The sequence below is a fragment of the Sphaerospermopsis sp. FACHB-1194 genome (genome assembly GCF_014696235.1).
Taxonomy (GTDB): domain Bacteria; phylum Cyanobacteriota; class Cyanobacteriia; order Cyanobacteriales; family Nostocaceae; genus Sphaerospermopsis; species Sphaerospermopsis kisseleviana.
Genome location: NZ_JACJPU010000015.1, coordinates 87397 through 103270, shown reverse-complemented (window position 1 = coordinate 103270; position 15874 = coordinate 87397). Strand labels below are relative to the sequence as shown.

At 38.3% G+C, this 15874-nt stretch carries 15 protein-coding genes and 1 pseudogene; 9 read left to right on the top strand and 7 right to left on the bottom strand.

Features of this window, described 5'->3' with window-relative positions; translation table 11 throughout:
• Positions 1-238: 238 nt before the first annotated feature.
• Positions 239-424 (bottom strand): annotated as a pseudogene (locus tag H6F45_RS11405) (prepilin-type N-terminal cleavage/methylation domain-containing protein); the annotation flags it as partial.
• Positions 425-1051: 627 nt separating this feature from the next.
• On the opposite strand from H6F45_RS11405, the gene H6F45_RS11400 reads away from it, so the two are divergent.
• Positions 1052-1945, top strand: a complete 894-nt coding sequence (locus H6F45_RS11400) for an ROK family protein (RefSeq protein ID WP_190347228.1) — start codon at positions 1052-1054, stop codon at positions 1943-1945.
• Positions 1942-2073 (top strand): hypothetical protein, encoded by a 132-nt coding sequence (locus tag H6F45_RS27015; protein WP_277876978.1) that lies wholly within the window; start codon positions 1942-1944, stop codon positions 2071-2073. Before H6F45_RS11400 ends, H6F45_RS27015 begins: the two co-directional genes overlap by 4 nt.
• On the opposite strand, the gene H6F45_RS11395 is transcribed toward H6F45_RS27015, so the two are convergent.
• Positions 2051-3688 (bottom strand): CTP synthase, encoded by a 1638-nt coding sequence (locus H6F45_RS11395; RefSeq protein WP_190347227.1) that lies wholly within the window; start codon positions 3686-3688, stop codon positions 2051-2053. The two genes, H6F45_RS27015 and H6F45_RS11395, sit on opposite strands and share 23 nt — an antisense overlap.
• A 304-nt stretch (positions 3689-3992) precedes the next feature.
• On the opposite strand from H6F45_RS11395, the gene H6F45_RS11390 reads away from it, so the two are divergent.
• The gene (locus H6F45_RS11390) at positions 3993-5768 is read left to right on the top strand and encodes an N-acetylmuramoyl-L-alanine amidase (RefSeq protein ID WP_096565324.1); all 1776 of its coding nucleotides are present in this window, start codon (positions 3993-3995) and stop codon (positions 5766-5768) included.
• 278 nt (positions 5769-6046) lie between these two features.
• Here the strand turns inward: H6F45_RS11390 and H6F45_RS11385 are convergent, their stop codons facing one another.
• Positions 6047-7405 (bottom strand): ATP-binding protein, encoded by a 1359-nt coding sequence (locus tag H6F45_RS11385; protein WP_096565326.1) that lies wholly within the window; start codon positions 7403-7405, stop codon positions 6047-6049.
• Positions 7406-7489: 84 nt separating this feature from the next.
• Between H6F45_RS11385 and H6F45_RS11380 the strand changes: the two genes are divergently transcribed.
• Complete coding sequence (locus H6F45_RS11380; RefSeq protein WP_096565328.1) at positions 7490-8182, top strand: response regulator transcription factor; 693 nt, start codon at positions 7490-7492, stop codon at positions 8180-8182.
• Between the two features lie 466 nt (positions 8183-8648).
• Here H6F45_RS11380 and H6F45_RS11375 read toward each other — a convergent pair whose 3' ends face one another.
• The 3 genes from H6F45_RS11375 to H6F45_RS11365 form a co-directional block, all read right to left on the bottom strand.
• A complete protein-coding gene (locus tag H6F45_RS11375; RefSeq protein ID WP_137666980.1) occupies positions 8649-9161 on the bottom strand; it encodes a DUF2085 domain-containing protein in 513 nt (170 codons plus the stop codon).
• Positions 9162-9237: 76 nt separating this feature from the next.
• A complete protein-coding gene (locus H6F45_RS11370) occupies positions 9238-10035 on the bottom strand; it encodes a Uma2 family endonuclease (RefSeq protein WP_190347235.1) in 798 nt (265 codons plus the stop codon).
• A 248-nt stretch (positions 10036-10283) separates the two neighbouring features.
• Complete coding sequence (locus H6F45_RS11365; protein WP_190347226.1) at positions 10284-12395, bottom strand: TIGR00300 family protein; 2112 nt, start codon at positions 12393-12395, stop codon at positions 10284-10286.
• Between the two features lie 439 nt (positions 12396-12834).
• On the opposite strand from H6F45_RS11365, the gene H6F45_RS11360 reads away from it, so the two are divergent.
• The 5 genes from H6F45_RS11360 to H6F45_RS11340 all read left to right on the top strand — a co-directional run bounded on the left by H6F45_RS11360 (position 12835) and on the right by H6F45_RS11340 (position 14665).
• A complete protein-coding gene (locus H6F45_RS11360; RefSeq protein WP_096565334.1) occupies positions 12835-13110 on the top strand; it encodes a hypothetical protein in 276 nt (91 codons plus the stop codon).
• 102 nt (positions 13111-13212) lie between these two features.
• A complete protein-coding gene (locus H6F45_RS11355; RefSeq protein WP_190347225.1) occupies positions 13213-13371 on the top strand; it encodes a hypothetical protein in 159 nt (52 codons plus the stop codon).
• A gap of 130 nt (positions 13372-13501) precedes the next feature.
• Entirely contained in the window at positions 13502-13732 is a 231-nt protein-coding gene (locus H6F45_RS11350) for an HNH endonuclease signature motif containing protein (protein ID WP_190347224.1), read from the top strand.
• Positions 13733-13744: 12 nt separating this feature from the next.
• The gene (locus H6F45_RS11345; RefSeq protein WP_199291119.1) at positions 13745-14092 is read left to right on the top strand and encodes a toxin-antitoxin system HicB family antitoxin; all 348 of its coding nucleotides are present in this window, start codon (positions 13745-13747) and stop codon (positions 14090-14092) included.
• A 273-nt stretch (positions 14093-14365) separates the two neighbouring features.
• On the top strand, positions 14366-14665 hold the full coding sequence (locus H6F45_RS11340; RefSeq protein WP_096565339.1) for an RNA-binding protein: 300 nt from the start codon (positions 14366-14368) through the stop codon (positions 14663-14665).
• 117 nt (positions 14666-14782) lie between these two features.
• Here H6F45_RS11340 and H6F45_RS11335 read toward each other — a convergent pair whose 3' ends face one another.
• Positions 14783-15811, bottom strand: coding sequence for an NADP-dependent oxidoreductase (locus H6F45_RS11335; RefSeq protein WP_137666984.1), 1029 nt, complete (start codon positions 15809-15811; stop codon positions 14783-14785).
• Positions 15812-15874 lie beyond the last annotated feature (63 nt).

Here is a 15874-nt window from a genome sequence, read left to right as displayed (position 1 = left end):
TTCAACTTATTAGTCTAATTTATAATCTCTATCTTAAATATCTTCTTTTATTTATCTATTGACTCCTCTTGGTAGTATTCATTCTTATTGCTCCTTATTGAGAATGGGTTTTGATGGCATTTTTGGTGTTTTTCTTTTTCAACAATGTATTTTTTCGCTAATATGTGATTTTTTAGGCTCAGTTTCCTTTCTTATTTCCGTAATTTCTCTATGTGCCAGATCAGGGTGCGGAATGTGGGATATAAGTTTTAGCGTCTGATTGTTGTGCTTTTGCAGCTTGACTTAGGAAGGAAGGAAGAGCGATCGCTGATAGAATACCAATCAGAATAAATACAATTAACAATTCAATAATCGTAAAACCTGCATTATCGTGATTTTTGATCAGTAGATGCTGCATCAACTTAGCTTTTATGGTTAGTTTCATAGTGGTTTCTTTGGGGATGAGAGAATTTTTGTTACCTCTATGAATAAATTACCCAATTTAAATTATTTTTGTATACATAACATTATACTTGTAATATTTATTATATTTATACCATAGCTACTTTACATAATTTTAACATCTATCCGTTGCAATACATACATAATTTACACACACTTATAAAAAACTGCTTTCAAACTCGTTCAAATTGAACCAAATTGAACCACCCAATTAAGGAAAAATAGCTGTGGTAAAATCTTCTTGGTGTAAATAAATTTCTGCCTGTTTTTGAAGTTGATAAATATCTACAAGAATAAATACTTAATAAATTATTTCCTTGATTTTATACCAAAAATATGTGAAGCTACACAGAATCATGAAATCCATTCATTAGACATCTCCAGAAAAGAAATTATGGAACCTATTTATGGGGGCAGGTCGAAGCTTATGGGATATCTAGATGTCTGATTTTTCCGTTAAATTATCGCCCATAAGCTTCGCCCCTACAATTTATGACAAATTAATACATTCTATTTTGGAGAGGTCTATTTATCAATCCCTAGCCGCATTTATTTGCGTTTATCTGCGTTAAAATATATTCTCATAAAATCAAGATTTAGGAATTAAACAGTGCAGCAAGTAATCGGTATAGACTTAGGTGGAACAGCAATTAAGTTAGGACGTTTTACAACAGATGGTAAATGTTTACAATCTATAACTGTGGATACTCCCCAACCAGCAACACCAGAAGCTGTATTATTAAAGATGATAGAGGCGATCGCACAAGTTGATCCAGATAATCAAAGTATAGCTATCGGTGTGGGAACTCCCGGACCTGCTGATGCTGCTGGCAGAGTTGCCAAAGTTGCCATTAATCTGGTAGGATGGCAAGATGTACCCTTAGCAGATTGGCTAGAAGCAAAAACTGGCAAACCCACTATCCTAGCTAATGACGCTAACTGTGCAGGTTTGGGAGAAGCTTGGTTAGGTGCAGGCCGTAATTTTCAACATTTAATTTTATTAACTTTGGGAACTGGGGTTGGTGGTGCGATTATTCTTGATGGTAAATTATTTGTGGGACATCAAGGAGCAGCAGCAGAATTAGGTTTAATTACTCTCAACCCCGATGGTCCAATGTGTAATAGTGGTAATCAAGGTTCTTTAGAACAGCATACATCAATTGCCGCTATTCGTCGTCGCACAGGAAAAGAACCCGCAGAATTAGGTAAACTTGCCCAAAATGGTGATATTGAAGTCTTGACATTTTGGCAAGAATATGGTAAAGATTTGGGAATTGGTTTAACAAGTTTAATATATGTACTCACACCCCAAGCGGTAATTATTGGTGGTGGTGTAAGTGCGAGTTTTCAGTATTTCTTACCAGCAATGCAAGCAGAAATAGAAAAGCGAGTTTTACCAACATCCCGTTTAGGTTTACAAATTTTACCAGCAGAACTAGGTAATTCAGCGGGAATGGTAGGTGCTGCTAAGTTAGCTTGGGGACTGGTGACAGTTGACAGTTGACAGGTGACTGGGGAAGAAGCAGAGGAACAGGGTGCAGGGTGCAGGGGGAAATTATTTGTATTTTCCCAGTCACCAATCACCAGTCCCCAATCACCAATCACCAAATTAGGAAACCTGCACTGGTTTAGATGTATTCTTACTGTGATGAGTACGGGAAATAGCAGCTTCCATGAAACCTTTAAATAAAGGATGGGGTGTACTCGGACGAGATTGAAATTCTGGGTGAAACTGACAAGCTATAAAAAATGGATGTTTGGGATATTCAACTATTTCTACTAACCTTCCATCGGGAGAAGTACCACTGACAACGTAACCAGACCCTAATAAAGCATTGCGGTACAAGTTGTTAAACTCATAACGATGTCGGTGACGTTCATAAATGACTTCTTCTTGATATAAATCAAAGGCTATTGTACCCGGTTGCACTCGACAAGGATACAAACCTAAGCGCATTGTTCCACCTAAATCTACTACGTCTTGTTGTTCAGGTAAAAGATTAATAATGGGATTTGTGGTGTAGGGGTCAAATTCGGCACTGTTAGCATCTGCTAAACCTTCAACATTTCTCGCCCATTCAATCACAGAACATTGCATTCCTAAGCATAAACCTAAAAAGGGGATTTGGCGATCGCGTGCAAATTTAATCGCGGCAATTTTGCCATCTATCCCCCGACTACCAAAACCACCAGGAACGAGAATACCATCCACACCTGCAAGATAATTTTCCGCTGACTCAGTTTCTAGGGTTTCTGAATTTACCCATCTTATTCGTAAATCACCGTAAGTAGAAATCGCCGCATGACGTAAGGATTCAACCACAGAAAGATAAGCATCACTTAAACGCACATATTTACCAACAATGGCAATTTCCACGCTGTATTTAGGACTATACATTCTTTCTACCATTGTTTCCCACTGACTTAAATCAGGCTGGCGTTGTTCCATTTGCAACAAATCTAAAGTTTGTTGTGCCAGTCCTTCTTTTTCTAAAATCAGAGGTACTTCATAAATGCTACTAGCATCTTGGCAAGTAATCACACATTCTACCGGTACATCGCAAAATTCCGATAATTTTTGTTTTAAACCCACACCAATGGGGCGATCGCAACGACAGACTAAAATATCTGGTTGAATACCAATGGATCTCAATTCTTTAACAGAATGTTGTGTAGGTTTGGTTTTCATCTCCCCTGCTGAAGCAATCCAAGGGAGAAGGGTGACGTGCATATACAAAACATTCTGTCTTCCCACCTCTTTCCGCAACTGACGGATAGCTTCTAAAAATGGTAGAGACTCAATATCACCCACAGTCCCGCCAATTTCCGTAATTACTGCCGCTGGATTAGTTTCCTTAGCAACTCTTAAAATTCGGTCTTTAATTTCATTGGTAATGTGGGGAATTACTTGTACAGTCCCACCATTATAATCTCCCCGGCGTTCTTTATTAATCACAGATTGATAAATCAAGCCAGTAGTAACACTGTTTAACCGGGACATAGAAGTATCAGTAAAACGTTCATAATGTCCCAAATCCAAATCTGTTTCTGCACCATCTTGGGTAACAAAAACTTCCCCATGTTGAAAGGGACTCATAGTACCTGGATCAACATTAATATAAGGATCAAGTTTGAGAATAGAGACAGAATAATCTCTAGATTTTAACAACCTCCCCAAACTTGCTGCTACAATGCCTTTACCAATACTGGAAACAACGCCTCCAGTTACAAAGATAAACTTAGTCATAGTATTTTCAATTTCTAGCAACTTCTAAAAATACATCCTGTCTCTTGAAGGATCAAGCGTGCGCCCAAGGGCTAAATATGAAGTAAACATTCAGCTAATGCTTAAAGGTAAGCTACCTCGTCAGCTTTTAGCAGTCAGGTTTTTAACGGTTACGCCAAAAATCATGATTCGTTCATTTACTGATTTATCAAATATTCTGACTCCTGACTCCTGACTTCGGAATTTTCACTTTTTATGCTTCATTCTTTATCCTTTATTGCCCATTGTCTCACAGTCATTATCGTAAAATCTTCTGTGTTTTGCCGTGAAAAAACTCTTAGGATTAGTAGTATTTAACTGTCTGCTTACCTCCTCCGTTGCTTTTGCACAAACATCGCTCCTAGTAGTTTTTCCCCCAACAAACTACCAAACCAGTAAAGAAAAAATATTTTTTATCGGTACTGCACCACCAGATGGAGAAGTTCTCATCAATGGTAGACTAATTAACCGCAGCAAGGCTGGTCATTTTTCTCCCAGTTTCCCTTTACAGTTAGGGGAGAATGTATTTAAGGTACGTTACCAAAATCAGGAACGAGAGATTAAAGTAACAAGGCTTTCTACTCAACCAGAATTACCACAAGGTTTAGGCTTTGCTAAAGATTCTCTGACTCCTGCTGTTGATATTGCCAAACTACCGGGAGAACTGATTTGTTTTGGTGCGGTTGCACCTCCTCAAGCTGGTGTTTCTGTCAAGTTGGCCGAACAAACCATTCCCTTATTACCACAACCACCACAGGCGCAATTACCTGCTAATTCAGGTGTACTAACGGGAAGAAATCAACCCACAACTTCTAGTCCTAACAAATATCAAGGTTGTACAACAGTGGCCAATGCTGCTGATTTAGGACAACCTCAATATAGTTTGACATTGAATGGTCAGACTATCACTGAAACTGGTAAGGGCAAAATTGAAATTCTTGCACCTGCACAGTTGCCAGTTGTGGAAGTGTCAGCAACATCAGGTGTTGCTCGCACAGGTCCTAGTACAGATTATTCTCGACTGACACCACTACCACAGGGAACAAGAGCAACAGTTACAGGTAGAGAAGGTGACTGGCTTCGCTTAGACTATGGGGCTTGGATCAATAGTAAAGAAACTAGAATTATACCAGGTGCAGTACCACCACAGACTGTAATTCGTAGTGTGGGATATCGTCGCTTGTCTGATAGAACAGAAATCAGGTTTCCTTTACAAATGCCCATACCTGTAAGTGTGGAACAGAGCGATGGGCAAAGCCCCGCCTTCGGCGATCGCACTTTTAGTCTCACCCTTTACAATACTATTGCTCAAACAGACACCATTCGCCTGGATGATGACCCCTTAATTTATCGCCTGGATTGGCAACAGGTGAGTCCTAAACAGGTGAAATATACCTTTAACCTCAAAAACTTCCAACAGTGGGGATATAAGCTGAAATACGACAACACAACGCTGGTTTTGACCTTGCGCCATGCACCTAAGATTCACAACAGAAAACGCCTACCTTTATCTGGTATTAAGATATTACTTGATCCTGGTCACGGTGGTAAAGAGTCTGGTGCAATTGGTCCGACTGGGTATCCAGAAAAAGATGCCAACTTGGTAATTTCTAAGTTACTGCGGGATGAGTTGGTAAAACGGGGTGCAAAGGTGGTGATGACAAGGGAAGATGATCGGGATGTGTCTTTAGTGGAACGTCAGCAGATAATTGAAAAAGAAGAACCGGCGATCGCCCTTTCTATTCATTACAATGCTTTACCAGATGATGGCGATGCCGAAAAAACCAGAGGTTTTGGGACTTTTTGGTATCATCCACAAGCACATAGTTTAGCAATATTTTTGCAAAATCATGTAGTAAAAACATTGAAGAAACCTCATTATGGGGTATTTTGGAATAATTTAGCCCTGACTCGTCCTGCTGCTGCACCTTCAGTATTATTAGAATTAGGTTTTATGATTAACCCCCAGGAGTTTGAGGAAATAGTCAACCCCCAAGAACAGAGGAAAATGGCGCGGACTTTAGCGGATGGGGTGACAGAGTGGTTTAAAGCTGCGAAGTAGAAAAGAGTTTCGCGCAAAGACGCAAAGGAAGAGAGGGGGAAGCATTCAGGCAACCAATTATCAATTTTATGACCAGGCTATTTTCCTGTAAGGGCGAAGCATTCGGGCAAGAAATTATCAATTTTATGACCAGGCTATTTTCCGAATGCTTCGCCCCTACTTCGCCCCTACTTCGCCCCTACTTCGCCCCTACTTCGCCCCTACTTCGCCCCTACTTCGCCCCTACTTCGCCCCTACTTCGCCCCTACTTCGCCCCTACTTCGCCCCTACGACTCCTGCTATATAGGAATTTTCACAGTAAAAGTTGTTCCTACACCCACTTTACTTTCTACAAAAATTTCTCCTTGATGTCGATCTACACATTTTTTCACAATTGGTAATCCTAACCCAGTACCAACAATACCTTCAACATTTTCCGAGCGATAATAAGGCTCATAAAGCCTCACCTGTTCCTCTGGAGAAATACCGATACCTTCATCTATCACTTGAAAAATAGTAGCATCCTGTTGAGCATTTAAAAACAAGTAAATTTTACCCCCTGGTGATGAATATTTGATAGCATTTAACAGTAAATTACTCAAAATAGAATATAGTAACTTTTCATCTAGATTAGCCCGAAAAGATTGACCATGTTTGATAAACTTAATAGTATGAGTTGTGCGACTAAACATTTGCACATCTTCCAGCAAATTTAAACAAAAATTTTCCACATTAATTAATTGAGGTTTATAATCTAGTTCACCTGCCTCCGCTCTAGTCAAAGTTAATATATCTGTTAATAGGTGATTCATTAACTTAGCAGAAGACTGAATCCGGTAGAGATTTTTTAACTCTTTTTCATCTACTAATTCTATCAAAATTTCCCTTAATAACTGACAAGATAGCAAAATTACACTTAAAGGAGTACGAAATTCATGGGAAATCATAGAAAATAACTGAACCTTGAGTTCACCAATCTTTTTTTCTTGAGCTAAGGAAGCTTCTAAAGATTTAATATGTTCTCGTTTCACCGATTGACTCTCAATTACAAAACATAAAATGCAAATTACTAACAAACTTAAAAAAGTTCCTATAATTTCCATGATTATTCGTAAGTGAATACCATTTTCTGACTGCTGGAGATAAGTTTTCAAGTAACTTTGTTCTTCCCCTTGAATTTCTAAAAATATCGTTATAATTTGCTCTCTGAGCTTAACACTAAGTTCGGTAATTTTATTTTGCCGTTGCCATGCGTTTTCATCTTTTTGATAAAGTTTTATAGATTCTTCTAACAGAGATAATCTTTGATTAAACAATGATTTTAAATTGTTTAACCTCTGTCTTTGATTGATATTTTTATGTATTTGAATATCTAATAGATTGAGGTCATTTTTAATATTATTGATAGCAGTTTGATAACGATCCAAATCTTGTTGACTGCCCAAAAATATATACCCCCGTCGTGCTGATTCAGCCACAGTCATTGCTGCATAAAAATCTGTCAAAGTATTGAGTGTTTGAGAAGTATGTTGAACTTGAGCAACATTTTCCTTAATTTCGGTAGTGTTGTTTAATGCAGCGAAAGTAACCAAAAGCATCAGAGATATAGCCAAAGAAACTCCCGCAGAAATCCAATTTACTGAAAAATGCAATTTCATAAATTACCTTTTTATTCAGATAGTCAATTTAAGTTAATATTTCCCTCATTACTTCATGACTTGCTGTGGAATAAGGAATAAATTATGCGAATTTTAATAGTTGAGGACGATATTCAACTGGCAGAAGCACTAATAGAAGCTTTAACCAGACGAAAGTATATAGTCGATGTTGCTCAAGACGGAGAAGCAGCTTGGCACGCAGCAGAGTCAATGAAGTATGATTTAGTGGTGCTGGATGTCACTTTACCAAAGTTAGATGGCATCAGATTTTGTCACCGCTTACGCACCACTAGCACCAACAGTCCAGCACATCGTAATTCAGCAGCACCCGTATTAATGCTAACTGCCCGTGATACCGTAGCCGATAAGGTTGCTGGTTTAGATGCCGGCGCAGATGATTATGTAGCAAAGCCCTTTGACTTAGAAGAATTAATGGCTCGGATACGTGCTTTACTCAGACGTGGTAGTGCTGCCAGTACAGTCAGTTTATCTTGGGGAAAGTTAACTTTAAATCCCAGCACTTACGAGACTACCTATGATGGTCATCTTATGTCCTTGACTCCTAAAGAGTATGCAATTTTAGAATTGCTGGTTGCTAATGGTAGAAGGGTATTGAGTCGTTCTAGCATCATTGAGCAGGTTTGGTCTGTTGATGACTCTCCAGTGGAGGAAACAGTAAGGTCACATATTAAAAGTATTCGACAGAAATTAAGAGCTTTAGGTGCGCCGGAAACTTTGATTGAAACTGTTCATGGTTTGGGATATCGTCTCAACTGATACAATTGATACAAAATTATAGGGAATTTGTTGTTAATCTGTTCAATGTAGAGGCGATTGATAAACTGTCTCTACCAGATTTTTATATCTCACAGGTTTCATTTATTAAATGCATTGTTAGAAAAGAATCAACTCACCATCATCATACAACTTTCTAGAAAATTTGATCTGCACAAATTCTGCACAAATCTTGCACAGTAATTGCATATATAGGTTATATCCTGAGAGAGTAAAAATTCTTTTTGCTCAGGAAAGATTGGACTAATGAATTAGCATTTGAGTGATGATTGATTACTAAGAACAACAACAAAAACGCCTTTCCTCTATCTTCAAATCATGTATTAATCAAATTACTAGTTATCCAAGGTGCGTGAACTAAATCACATTATTTTCATCAAAGGAATAAAAAATGTTAACGAACATTGTAGACGATGGTCGTGGCAGTGGTAGGTTTACTCTAGGTGGTTTACCTTTTTGTGTGCCTGTGTAAAATTGGCATAGCAAACAACCCCCAAGCTAAACCAGTAATTAAACCAAAAGGAGTAACAATATAATTGTTAAAATCCCACAAACTAAAAACTTGCGCTGCTAACTCCAAAGGATAAGCCATCATTAACACACTAGCAAAAGCAGCACCGATCCAACCATATTGATGTAACCAGAAACGGTTTTTTCCCTGGGTAAAGATATACAAAATACGAGTAATTAACAACCCTGTAACCGTGCCATAACACCGCATACACACCGCCATAATGTGAGGTGGTGCTAACTCCAAACCCATAGTAGGTTGAGGACAGACATGATTACCCATAAAATAAATAATATCCCCAATATTAGGCAGTACCAAAAAACCAGAAGCGGCTAAAAAGGGAGCAATAGGAGGACCAAAAACCATTCCTACTAACAGGAAGTCAGCAAAAAAACTCACCCAATTAATTTTTTGAAGTTGAAAATTTTGTGATACAATAGCCCGTTGCATCTTCTCTCTGTGTCCTCTGTGGTTCGTTTGTTTGTAGATCCCCGGCTTCTTTTATATAAGTCGGGGATCTTAATGATTATAAATGATCCTCTGGATTTATACCCAATTCTCGCAATTTTGCAGCTAACTTTGCAGCTTTACTTTCTGCTTGTTCAGCCCTTTGTTGTTGTTGTTCAGTTCTCAATCTTTCTAACTGTGCTTCTTCCTTACCGACCAATAATAAATTACCCTGATTATCCCACCAACGCAACCAAACTTGATCGGGATTATTTAAGTAACTTCCTTGCCATAATCCTAATTCTACACCTAATGGCAGAATTGGATAATGTCCCCGTTCATTAGGTTGCATTTTGTGGTAAGAAAAATCTACCAAATGATAAACTTCTAAATTGCCACTATTAACTTCATAAATGGCATAGTAGGGAGCGCGAATAACTCTTTCATAAACCCAAAATTTACCAGGTTTTTCACATGGTTGTAAACCCGCTAAAGGTGTTTTATCTCGTTCTTCTTCACCATTACCACTGGCTAATTCTATGACAATTAAAGGGGGAATATATTCCCGCCATAGAACATAGGATCGGCGAATTTTACCATCTAATCTTGGTGGAACATCAGGGACATAAAACCAATCTGGTGCTACTGTTCCCTTTTCCGGTGGTTCTGTTTCTCGCCAATAAATCCCGCAATCTTGACCTATACAAAATTGTCCATCGGGATGTAACTTTTGTAAAGTTTGAATAATTGAATCTGTGATGATTATGCTTTGGGGATGTTCTTGAAAGTTCTTCACGAATGTACCATCAGACTCCGGTAGTTGAGTATGATCAGGAAACTGCGGTGGTATAGCAATATCAGCCAGGGTTTCACTCATACTATTTAAAGGATTGCAGTAATCAGCAAAAGTGTAAGATTGGTTAGCATCAATTATTGGTTTTTTTCCATAGTTATTTTTTTCAGCTTCCATGTTTTCACAAGCTAATTTTGAGTTAATTATGTTTTTTCTTAGTTTTCTTTATATTATAACTCTCTGCGTTCTCTGCGCCTCTGCGTGAAAAAACAAAGACACAAAAACGCACAGAAAAAACCTTTGCGTCTTTGCGCCTTTGCGTGAGAAAATTCTTAACCTACATTAGCAACATAAGGACTCGTCAACTTATCCAACTGTTGAATTAACAAACTCAGAAACAAACCCACATCCGTAACCACACCTACAGACTCAATTGAACCGCGATCGCTCAATTTTGTCACCACCGCAGGGTTAATATCCACACATACCATCTTCACCCCTGCTGGTGTCATATTTCCTACACCGATGGAATGCAGCATAGAAGACAGCATCAATATCATTTCCGCACCTTGAATGATTTGAGCATATTCTTGCTGTGCTAAAATCAAGTTCATCTGCGTATCCGGTAGGGGTCCATCATCCCGAATTGAACCAGCTAACACAAAGGGAACGTCATTTTTCACACATTCATACATCACACCGCTAGTAATTACCCCAGCATCTACCGCTTTAGTGATGCTACCAAAACGGCGAATGGCGTTAATTACCTTTAAATGATGTCGATGTCCACCACGTACAGCTACACCGCGTTTCATATCCACACCGAGAGATGTTCCCATCATATTTTGTTCGATGTCATGAACTGCGATCGCATTTCCCCCTAACAGTCCTTGAACATAACCTTCACGAATCAATCTAGAAAGATGTTCTCCGCCGCCCGTATGAATTACCACTGGACCAGCAGTAACAACTACTTTACCGCCAGCATCCCGAATTTTACGTAATTCCCAGGCTACCTGTTCCACAACTAATTCTACCCGTCTTTCACTGGAAACACCAGAAGACATAAAGCTAAATTCCTGGGCGTTGCGTTGTTCGCGGGATTCGGTTTTGCGGATAGTGCGGATACCTTGAACGTCAACTACTACCTGTTCACCAATTTCTAGATCACGCAAAATTTTACATCTAGCAACTAACCCATTGGCTGTACTAGAAATAGCGATCGCCCCATCCATGCGTTGATTTTCTACTTTCAGCCATTTTCCATTTACCCTTACTTCGGTAGGATAAATCGTACTTACATAGAAATCATCAGGAGCAACACCCGCTTGTAAAACAGGTTCGAGTTTTGCATCTCTTTCATCTTGGGGTAAGTCAACCGCACCCAAATCAATCAACTGGGATATAATCTCTTCCATCACCTCGTGAGATGGTGCAGAAACCCTGACTTCTGCTGCTGAAGTGCTTTGACGTTGTTCTCCCAAGTTGAACTTGAGAACTTGGAAACTCCCCCCCATGTCTACGATCAAATCTAAAGCGCGGTTAATTAAACCCGCATCTAATAAATGACCTTCTAAACGAATTATCCGACTTTCGACTTGAGTTGTAGCGTGTACTTCTTCCCGTACAGGTTCAGTTACTCGTAAAGTTAAGCATTTAGCCGCACCACCAGCTTTGAGAAATTCAGTTAAAGGGGTTTCAATCACTTGAAAACCAACTTCCGCTAACCGTGATTTTAAACTATCACTGGCTTTGTTCATAATCACGATGCTTTCGATGTTCACCGCATTACAAGCAAAGTTAACCGCATCAGCTTCTGCAATGGCAATACGTTTTTCTGGTGCAACGCGCATTTCTATCACCCGGTTAGAGTAAGAGTCAAATGCACCGGGGTAATACAGCAAATACCCATTAGCTAGGGGACAGAAACAGGTATCAAGATGATAAAATCTTTCATCCATCAACCGCAGAGAAATCACCTCAATATCTAGCCATTTAGCCAAATAGGGGTGAGAATCTAACTCAGAACGGAAACCATACCCCGCCCATAACCAGCGCCCTTCTCTGTCTAGCAGTGCGTCACCTGCACCTTCAAAGGGTAAGTCTTTAGGAAGTGTGTAAACCTTAAAACTATTATTTTCAAACCACTGTTGAAAATACGGTTCTTCTCCTTGGCGTTCTTTATGTAAAAAACGGCTGAGAACCACATTTTCACCAAGAACTAAACCAGCATTGGCACTGAATACCATATCTGGCCAACCTTTTTGGGGTGTCACTAAATCGACAATGGCGTGATTTTTGATAACATTGTATAATTTATTCCACTGTTCTACAGCGCGATCGCGTGATGATTTGTGAATATTCCCTTCCATCCACGGATTAATTACATAGTCTACATCGTAGTGGTCGGGAGCGCACATTAAAAACCGAATTTGGGAAACCATAAAAAATTTTACTTTGCTTTTCAGTAATCTCTTCTGGATACAGAGTTTTGGTGTTCTAAGTCTGTCAAATCTGCTACTTAATTTCTACCTTTTGCTCTTGGTAGGCTTTACAAGGATATCGTTTTTATTCTATTACTGCTATAGGGAAATAGAGGGGGAGGAGGGAAAAATGAATTGTGGGGGATGTAAACTACTGGCACTTACATTTTCAACTAACTCATACTGAGTTAATTTTTATGAAAATTTGTATTAAAAAAATAATTCATTTTATGTATAACGACTGATTGCAAAAACTTACACTGAATCTAAAATCATAATTGTCACAATTAAGCACTTACACACAGAAGAATACCTATTGCATGAACCACACAGTCTGTTTGAGGATTTCCATATTAAAATTGTAGTATGACTTGATATTTACGAAATGGAGAAGATACCTATGTCAGCTAATCATATCTATCCACCAGAAATCAAAATTCTTAAAGAAGGAGAAGAGGTGCTGAATTTATGGCCTACAGATACAGGCTACCACGTTGTTATCAAAAATCAAAAAGGAGAAGTATCTGTGATGTCCATAAGTCTAGATGAGGATAAAATTCCCAGAATTAACCAAACTCCCAACTTAATTATTACTCACATGGATGAAGCTGGCATCGCAGAAGTAGTTACTAAGCAAGAAACACCAAACGGCACAGTAACAATGTCTAATTTCTAGAATATAGTGTCATGTAGTTTTGTATTTTGTATCCACTCAATCAAGGTGTTAACCATATCCAATAAATCAGATAGAAATAGAGCGATTAATGTCAGAATTGATATGTTAACAGAAACGGAACAAGAACAGCTTGCGAGTGGAATTAAAAAACTAAAAAAGCAAATTGCTCCTGAAGCAAGAGGTACAATAGTTGAAGGTAATATGAAATCTCTTCCTGCTAAGGAATCGAAATTACTGGATTCAAGTGACAGTAATGAATAATTACTTTTAGTTATATGTTATGAATTAAATTTCATCCTCTCCTGTTCTGTCAATTAAAAATAAATAATTGAAAACATCTAGAATAGGGGAGGAAATAATTTTTGATTGATAAGTTATCAGGAACATCGAAATGGGAAAAAAAAGATCTTACGAAAATAGAAAAGTGCAAAAGGAAGTAAAAGAAGTTGATGGATACCAGTGTATGGTTTGTGGAAAAATAACACAACAAGCGCATGGACATCATCTGATTCCTTACAGTGAAGGAGGAGAGGCTGACCTGCAAAATATGATCACTTTCTGCCCAGAGTGTCACCGTAAATATCATAGTGGTGAATTGAATATAGATATTGATAGGTTTTGATTTAGTGGGATAATGATCAGTCAATTAACATTGAGATTACCAGCTACATTACACCAACATTTAATCAAATTAGCTGAAACTGAAGGTATTTCATTAAATCAATATATAGTTTATGCTTTAACCCGCCAAGTTGTATCCACAGATTTTGTTCAAGCAACACCAGAAAAAGAAATAAGTGAACAGGAACAAAGTTTTCAAACACTACTACAAAGACTAGGAAAAGCCTCTGAAGGTCAAATTCAATCAGTTTTAGCTGAACGTGAAGTTGTAGAACCAGAAGAAGAATTAAGTAATGAAATTATCGCTTCTCTTCAACAAAAAATAAATAACGCAATCAACAAAGGACACAATAACCAATAAAAATAAAGAATTTTATATAAGCGTTACCGGATTAGGCGTTAATGTAATCAGCTTAAACGGATAATTTGCTTAGATGTTAATTGTTCACGTAACGATATGTAAAAGTTTCTGTCACTTCTTCCCCGAAAGTTAATTTCCGTGCCATGATGAGAAGTGAGAAGTAATTCGGCGACGGCGTTTGTTTTTAATATTAATAGGTTTTTTCCTTTTGGTACTTACAGACTTTTCTCCGAAATCTAAATCTCTACACTTTTATGATTTTGGAGAAAATCTATGTCAATTTATGTAGGCAACCTCTCTTATGAAGTTACCCAAGATACTCTAACTGCGGTTTTTGCAGAATACGGTTCTGTAAAGCGCGTTCAACTACCTACAGATCGTGAAACAGGAAGACTGCGCGGTTTTGGGTTTGTGGAAATGAGTACAGATGAAGAAGAAACATCTGCTATTGATGCCCTTGATGGTGCTGAGTGGATGGGAAGAGATTTAAAAGTTAACAAAGCTAAACCCAAGGAAGATAGAGGTGGTGGTAATCGCAGTGGTGGTGGTGGTTATAATCGCAATCGCTACTAAGTTATAAAATCAAGCATTTTTGCTAATGCAATAGTTTTAGCAAATTAATTGAATTAATTAAAGGCTCAGGTATGACAAAATAGTAATACTTGAGCCTTTTTAATGAATAATCTCAGATTAGGGCTGTTCAGAAATCTGCACAATTAATTTACCCATTTTTTCACTATTAAAAAGTTTGAGAATAGCTGTAGGTGCATTTTCCAAACCCTGGACAATTTCTTGCTGATATTTAAGTTTTCCCTGTTGTATCCATTGTCCCATCTCCCTAAAAGCAAGATCCCATTGACTCACATAATCAGTGACAATGAAACCTTTTATTAACACCCGCTTCATTAAAATCTGACTGAAATTATAAGGTCCAGGTAAAGGTTCTTCAGTATTATAAGTAGAAATCAAACCACAAAGAGGAATGCGGGCATTTAAATTCACTTGTGTTAAAACAGCGTCGAGAATTTCCCCACCAACGTTTTCAAAATATATATCAATTCCATTGGGACAAGATGCAGCTAAAGCGGGACTTAAATCTGCGGTTTTATAATTTATTGCAGCATCAAAACCCAGTTCTTCTAATAAATAGCGACATTTTTCATCGGAACTGGTGATCCCCACTACATGACAACCTTTAATTTTCCCTATTTGTCCGACTAATGAACCTACAGCACCAGAGGCCGCTGAGACTACCAAAGTTTCTCCTGCTTGAGGTTTTCCTATATCTAAAAGTCCAAAATAAGCGGTGCAACCAATAAAGCTAAGAACTGCCATAAAAGCAGTGAGGGGAACTGTTAAGGGTTGGGGAATTTTGGTGATGTAAGGAAGATTTCCAGTAGTAATTAAAGCGTAATCTTGCCATCCTAACAGTCCAGAAACGAGATCCCCCCGTTGAAAGTTGGGATTTTTAGATTCTTCCACTATACCCAGAACTAAACCACGCATGACTTCCCCAATTTCCACAGGTGGCATATACTGGGGGCGATCGCTCATCCAAATGCGATGGGTAGGATCTAAGGAAAGATAGATATTGCGGATCAGTATTTCGCCTGCTTTTGGTGTGGGAATGGGTTCTTGACGATACTCAAAGTCACTTACTTTGATGTCACCCACAGGACGAGATGCTAAACGCCATTGACGATTAATAGATGATTTCATAAATTTGAGTTTGTTTGTCAGGATTTTTGCAGATTAGCAAGAATTTTTATTAAAACTTAGCAT

What these genes read in the sequence shown, in the direction of transcription:
- H6F45_RS11375 (WP_137666980.1), bottom strand. Translation starts at nt 9,161, where the DNA reads ATGCAACGGGCTATTGTATCACAAAATTTTCAACTTCAAAAAATTAAT.
- H6F45_RS11340 (WP_096565339.1), top strand. Translation starts at nt 14,366, where the DNA reads ATGTCAATTTATGTAGGCAACCTCTCTTATGAAGTTACCCAAGATACT.
- H6F45_RS11355 (WP_190347225.1), top strand. Translation starts at nt 13,213, where the DNA reads ATGTTAACAGAAACGGAACAAGAACAGCTTGCGAGTGGAATTAAAAAA.
- H6F45_RS11350 (WP_190347224.1), top strand. Translation starts at nt 13,502, where the DNA reads ATGGGAAAAAAAAGATCTTACGAAAATAGAAAAGTGCAAAAGGAAGTA.
- H6F45_RS11345 (WP_199291119.1), top strand. Translation starts at nt 13,745, where the DNA reads ATGATCAGTCAATTAACATTGAGATTACCAGCTACATTACACCAACAT.
- H6F45_RS11365 (WP_190347226.1), bottom strand. Translation starts at nt 12,395, where the DNA reads ATGGTTTCCCAAATTCGGTTTTTAATGTGCGCTCCCGACCACTACGAT.
- H6F45_RS11360 (WP_096565334.1), top strand. Translation starts at nt 12,835, where the DNA reads ATGTCAGCTAATCATATCTATCCACCAGAAATCAAAATTCTTAAAGAA.
- H6F45_RS11380 (WP_096565328.1), top strand. Translation starts at nt 7,490, where the DNA reads ATGCGAATTTTAATAGTTGAGGACGATATTCAACTGGCAGAAGCACTA.
- H6F45_RS11335 (WP_137666984.1), bottom strand. Translation starts at nt 15,811, where the DNA reads ATGAAATCATCTATTAATCGTCAATGGCGTTTAGCATCTCGTCCTGTG.
- H6F45_RS11385 (WP_096565326.1), bottom strand. Translation starts at nt 7,405, where the DNA reads ATGAAATTGCATTTTTCAGTAAATTGGATTTCTGCGGGAGTTTCTTTG.
- H6F45_RS11395 (WP_190347227.1), bottom strand. Translation starts at nt 3,688, where the DNA reads ATGACTAAGTTTATCTTTGTAACTGGAGGCGTTGTTTCCAGTATTGGT.
- H6F45_RS11370 (WP_190347235.1), bottom strand. Translation starts at nt 10,035, where the DNA reads ATGAGTGAAACCCTGGCTGATATTGCTATACCACCGCAGTTTCCTGAT.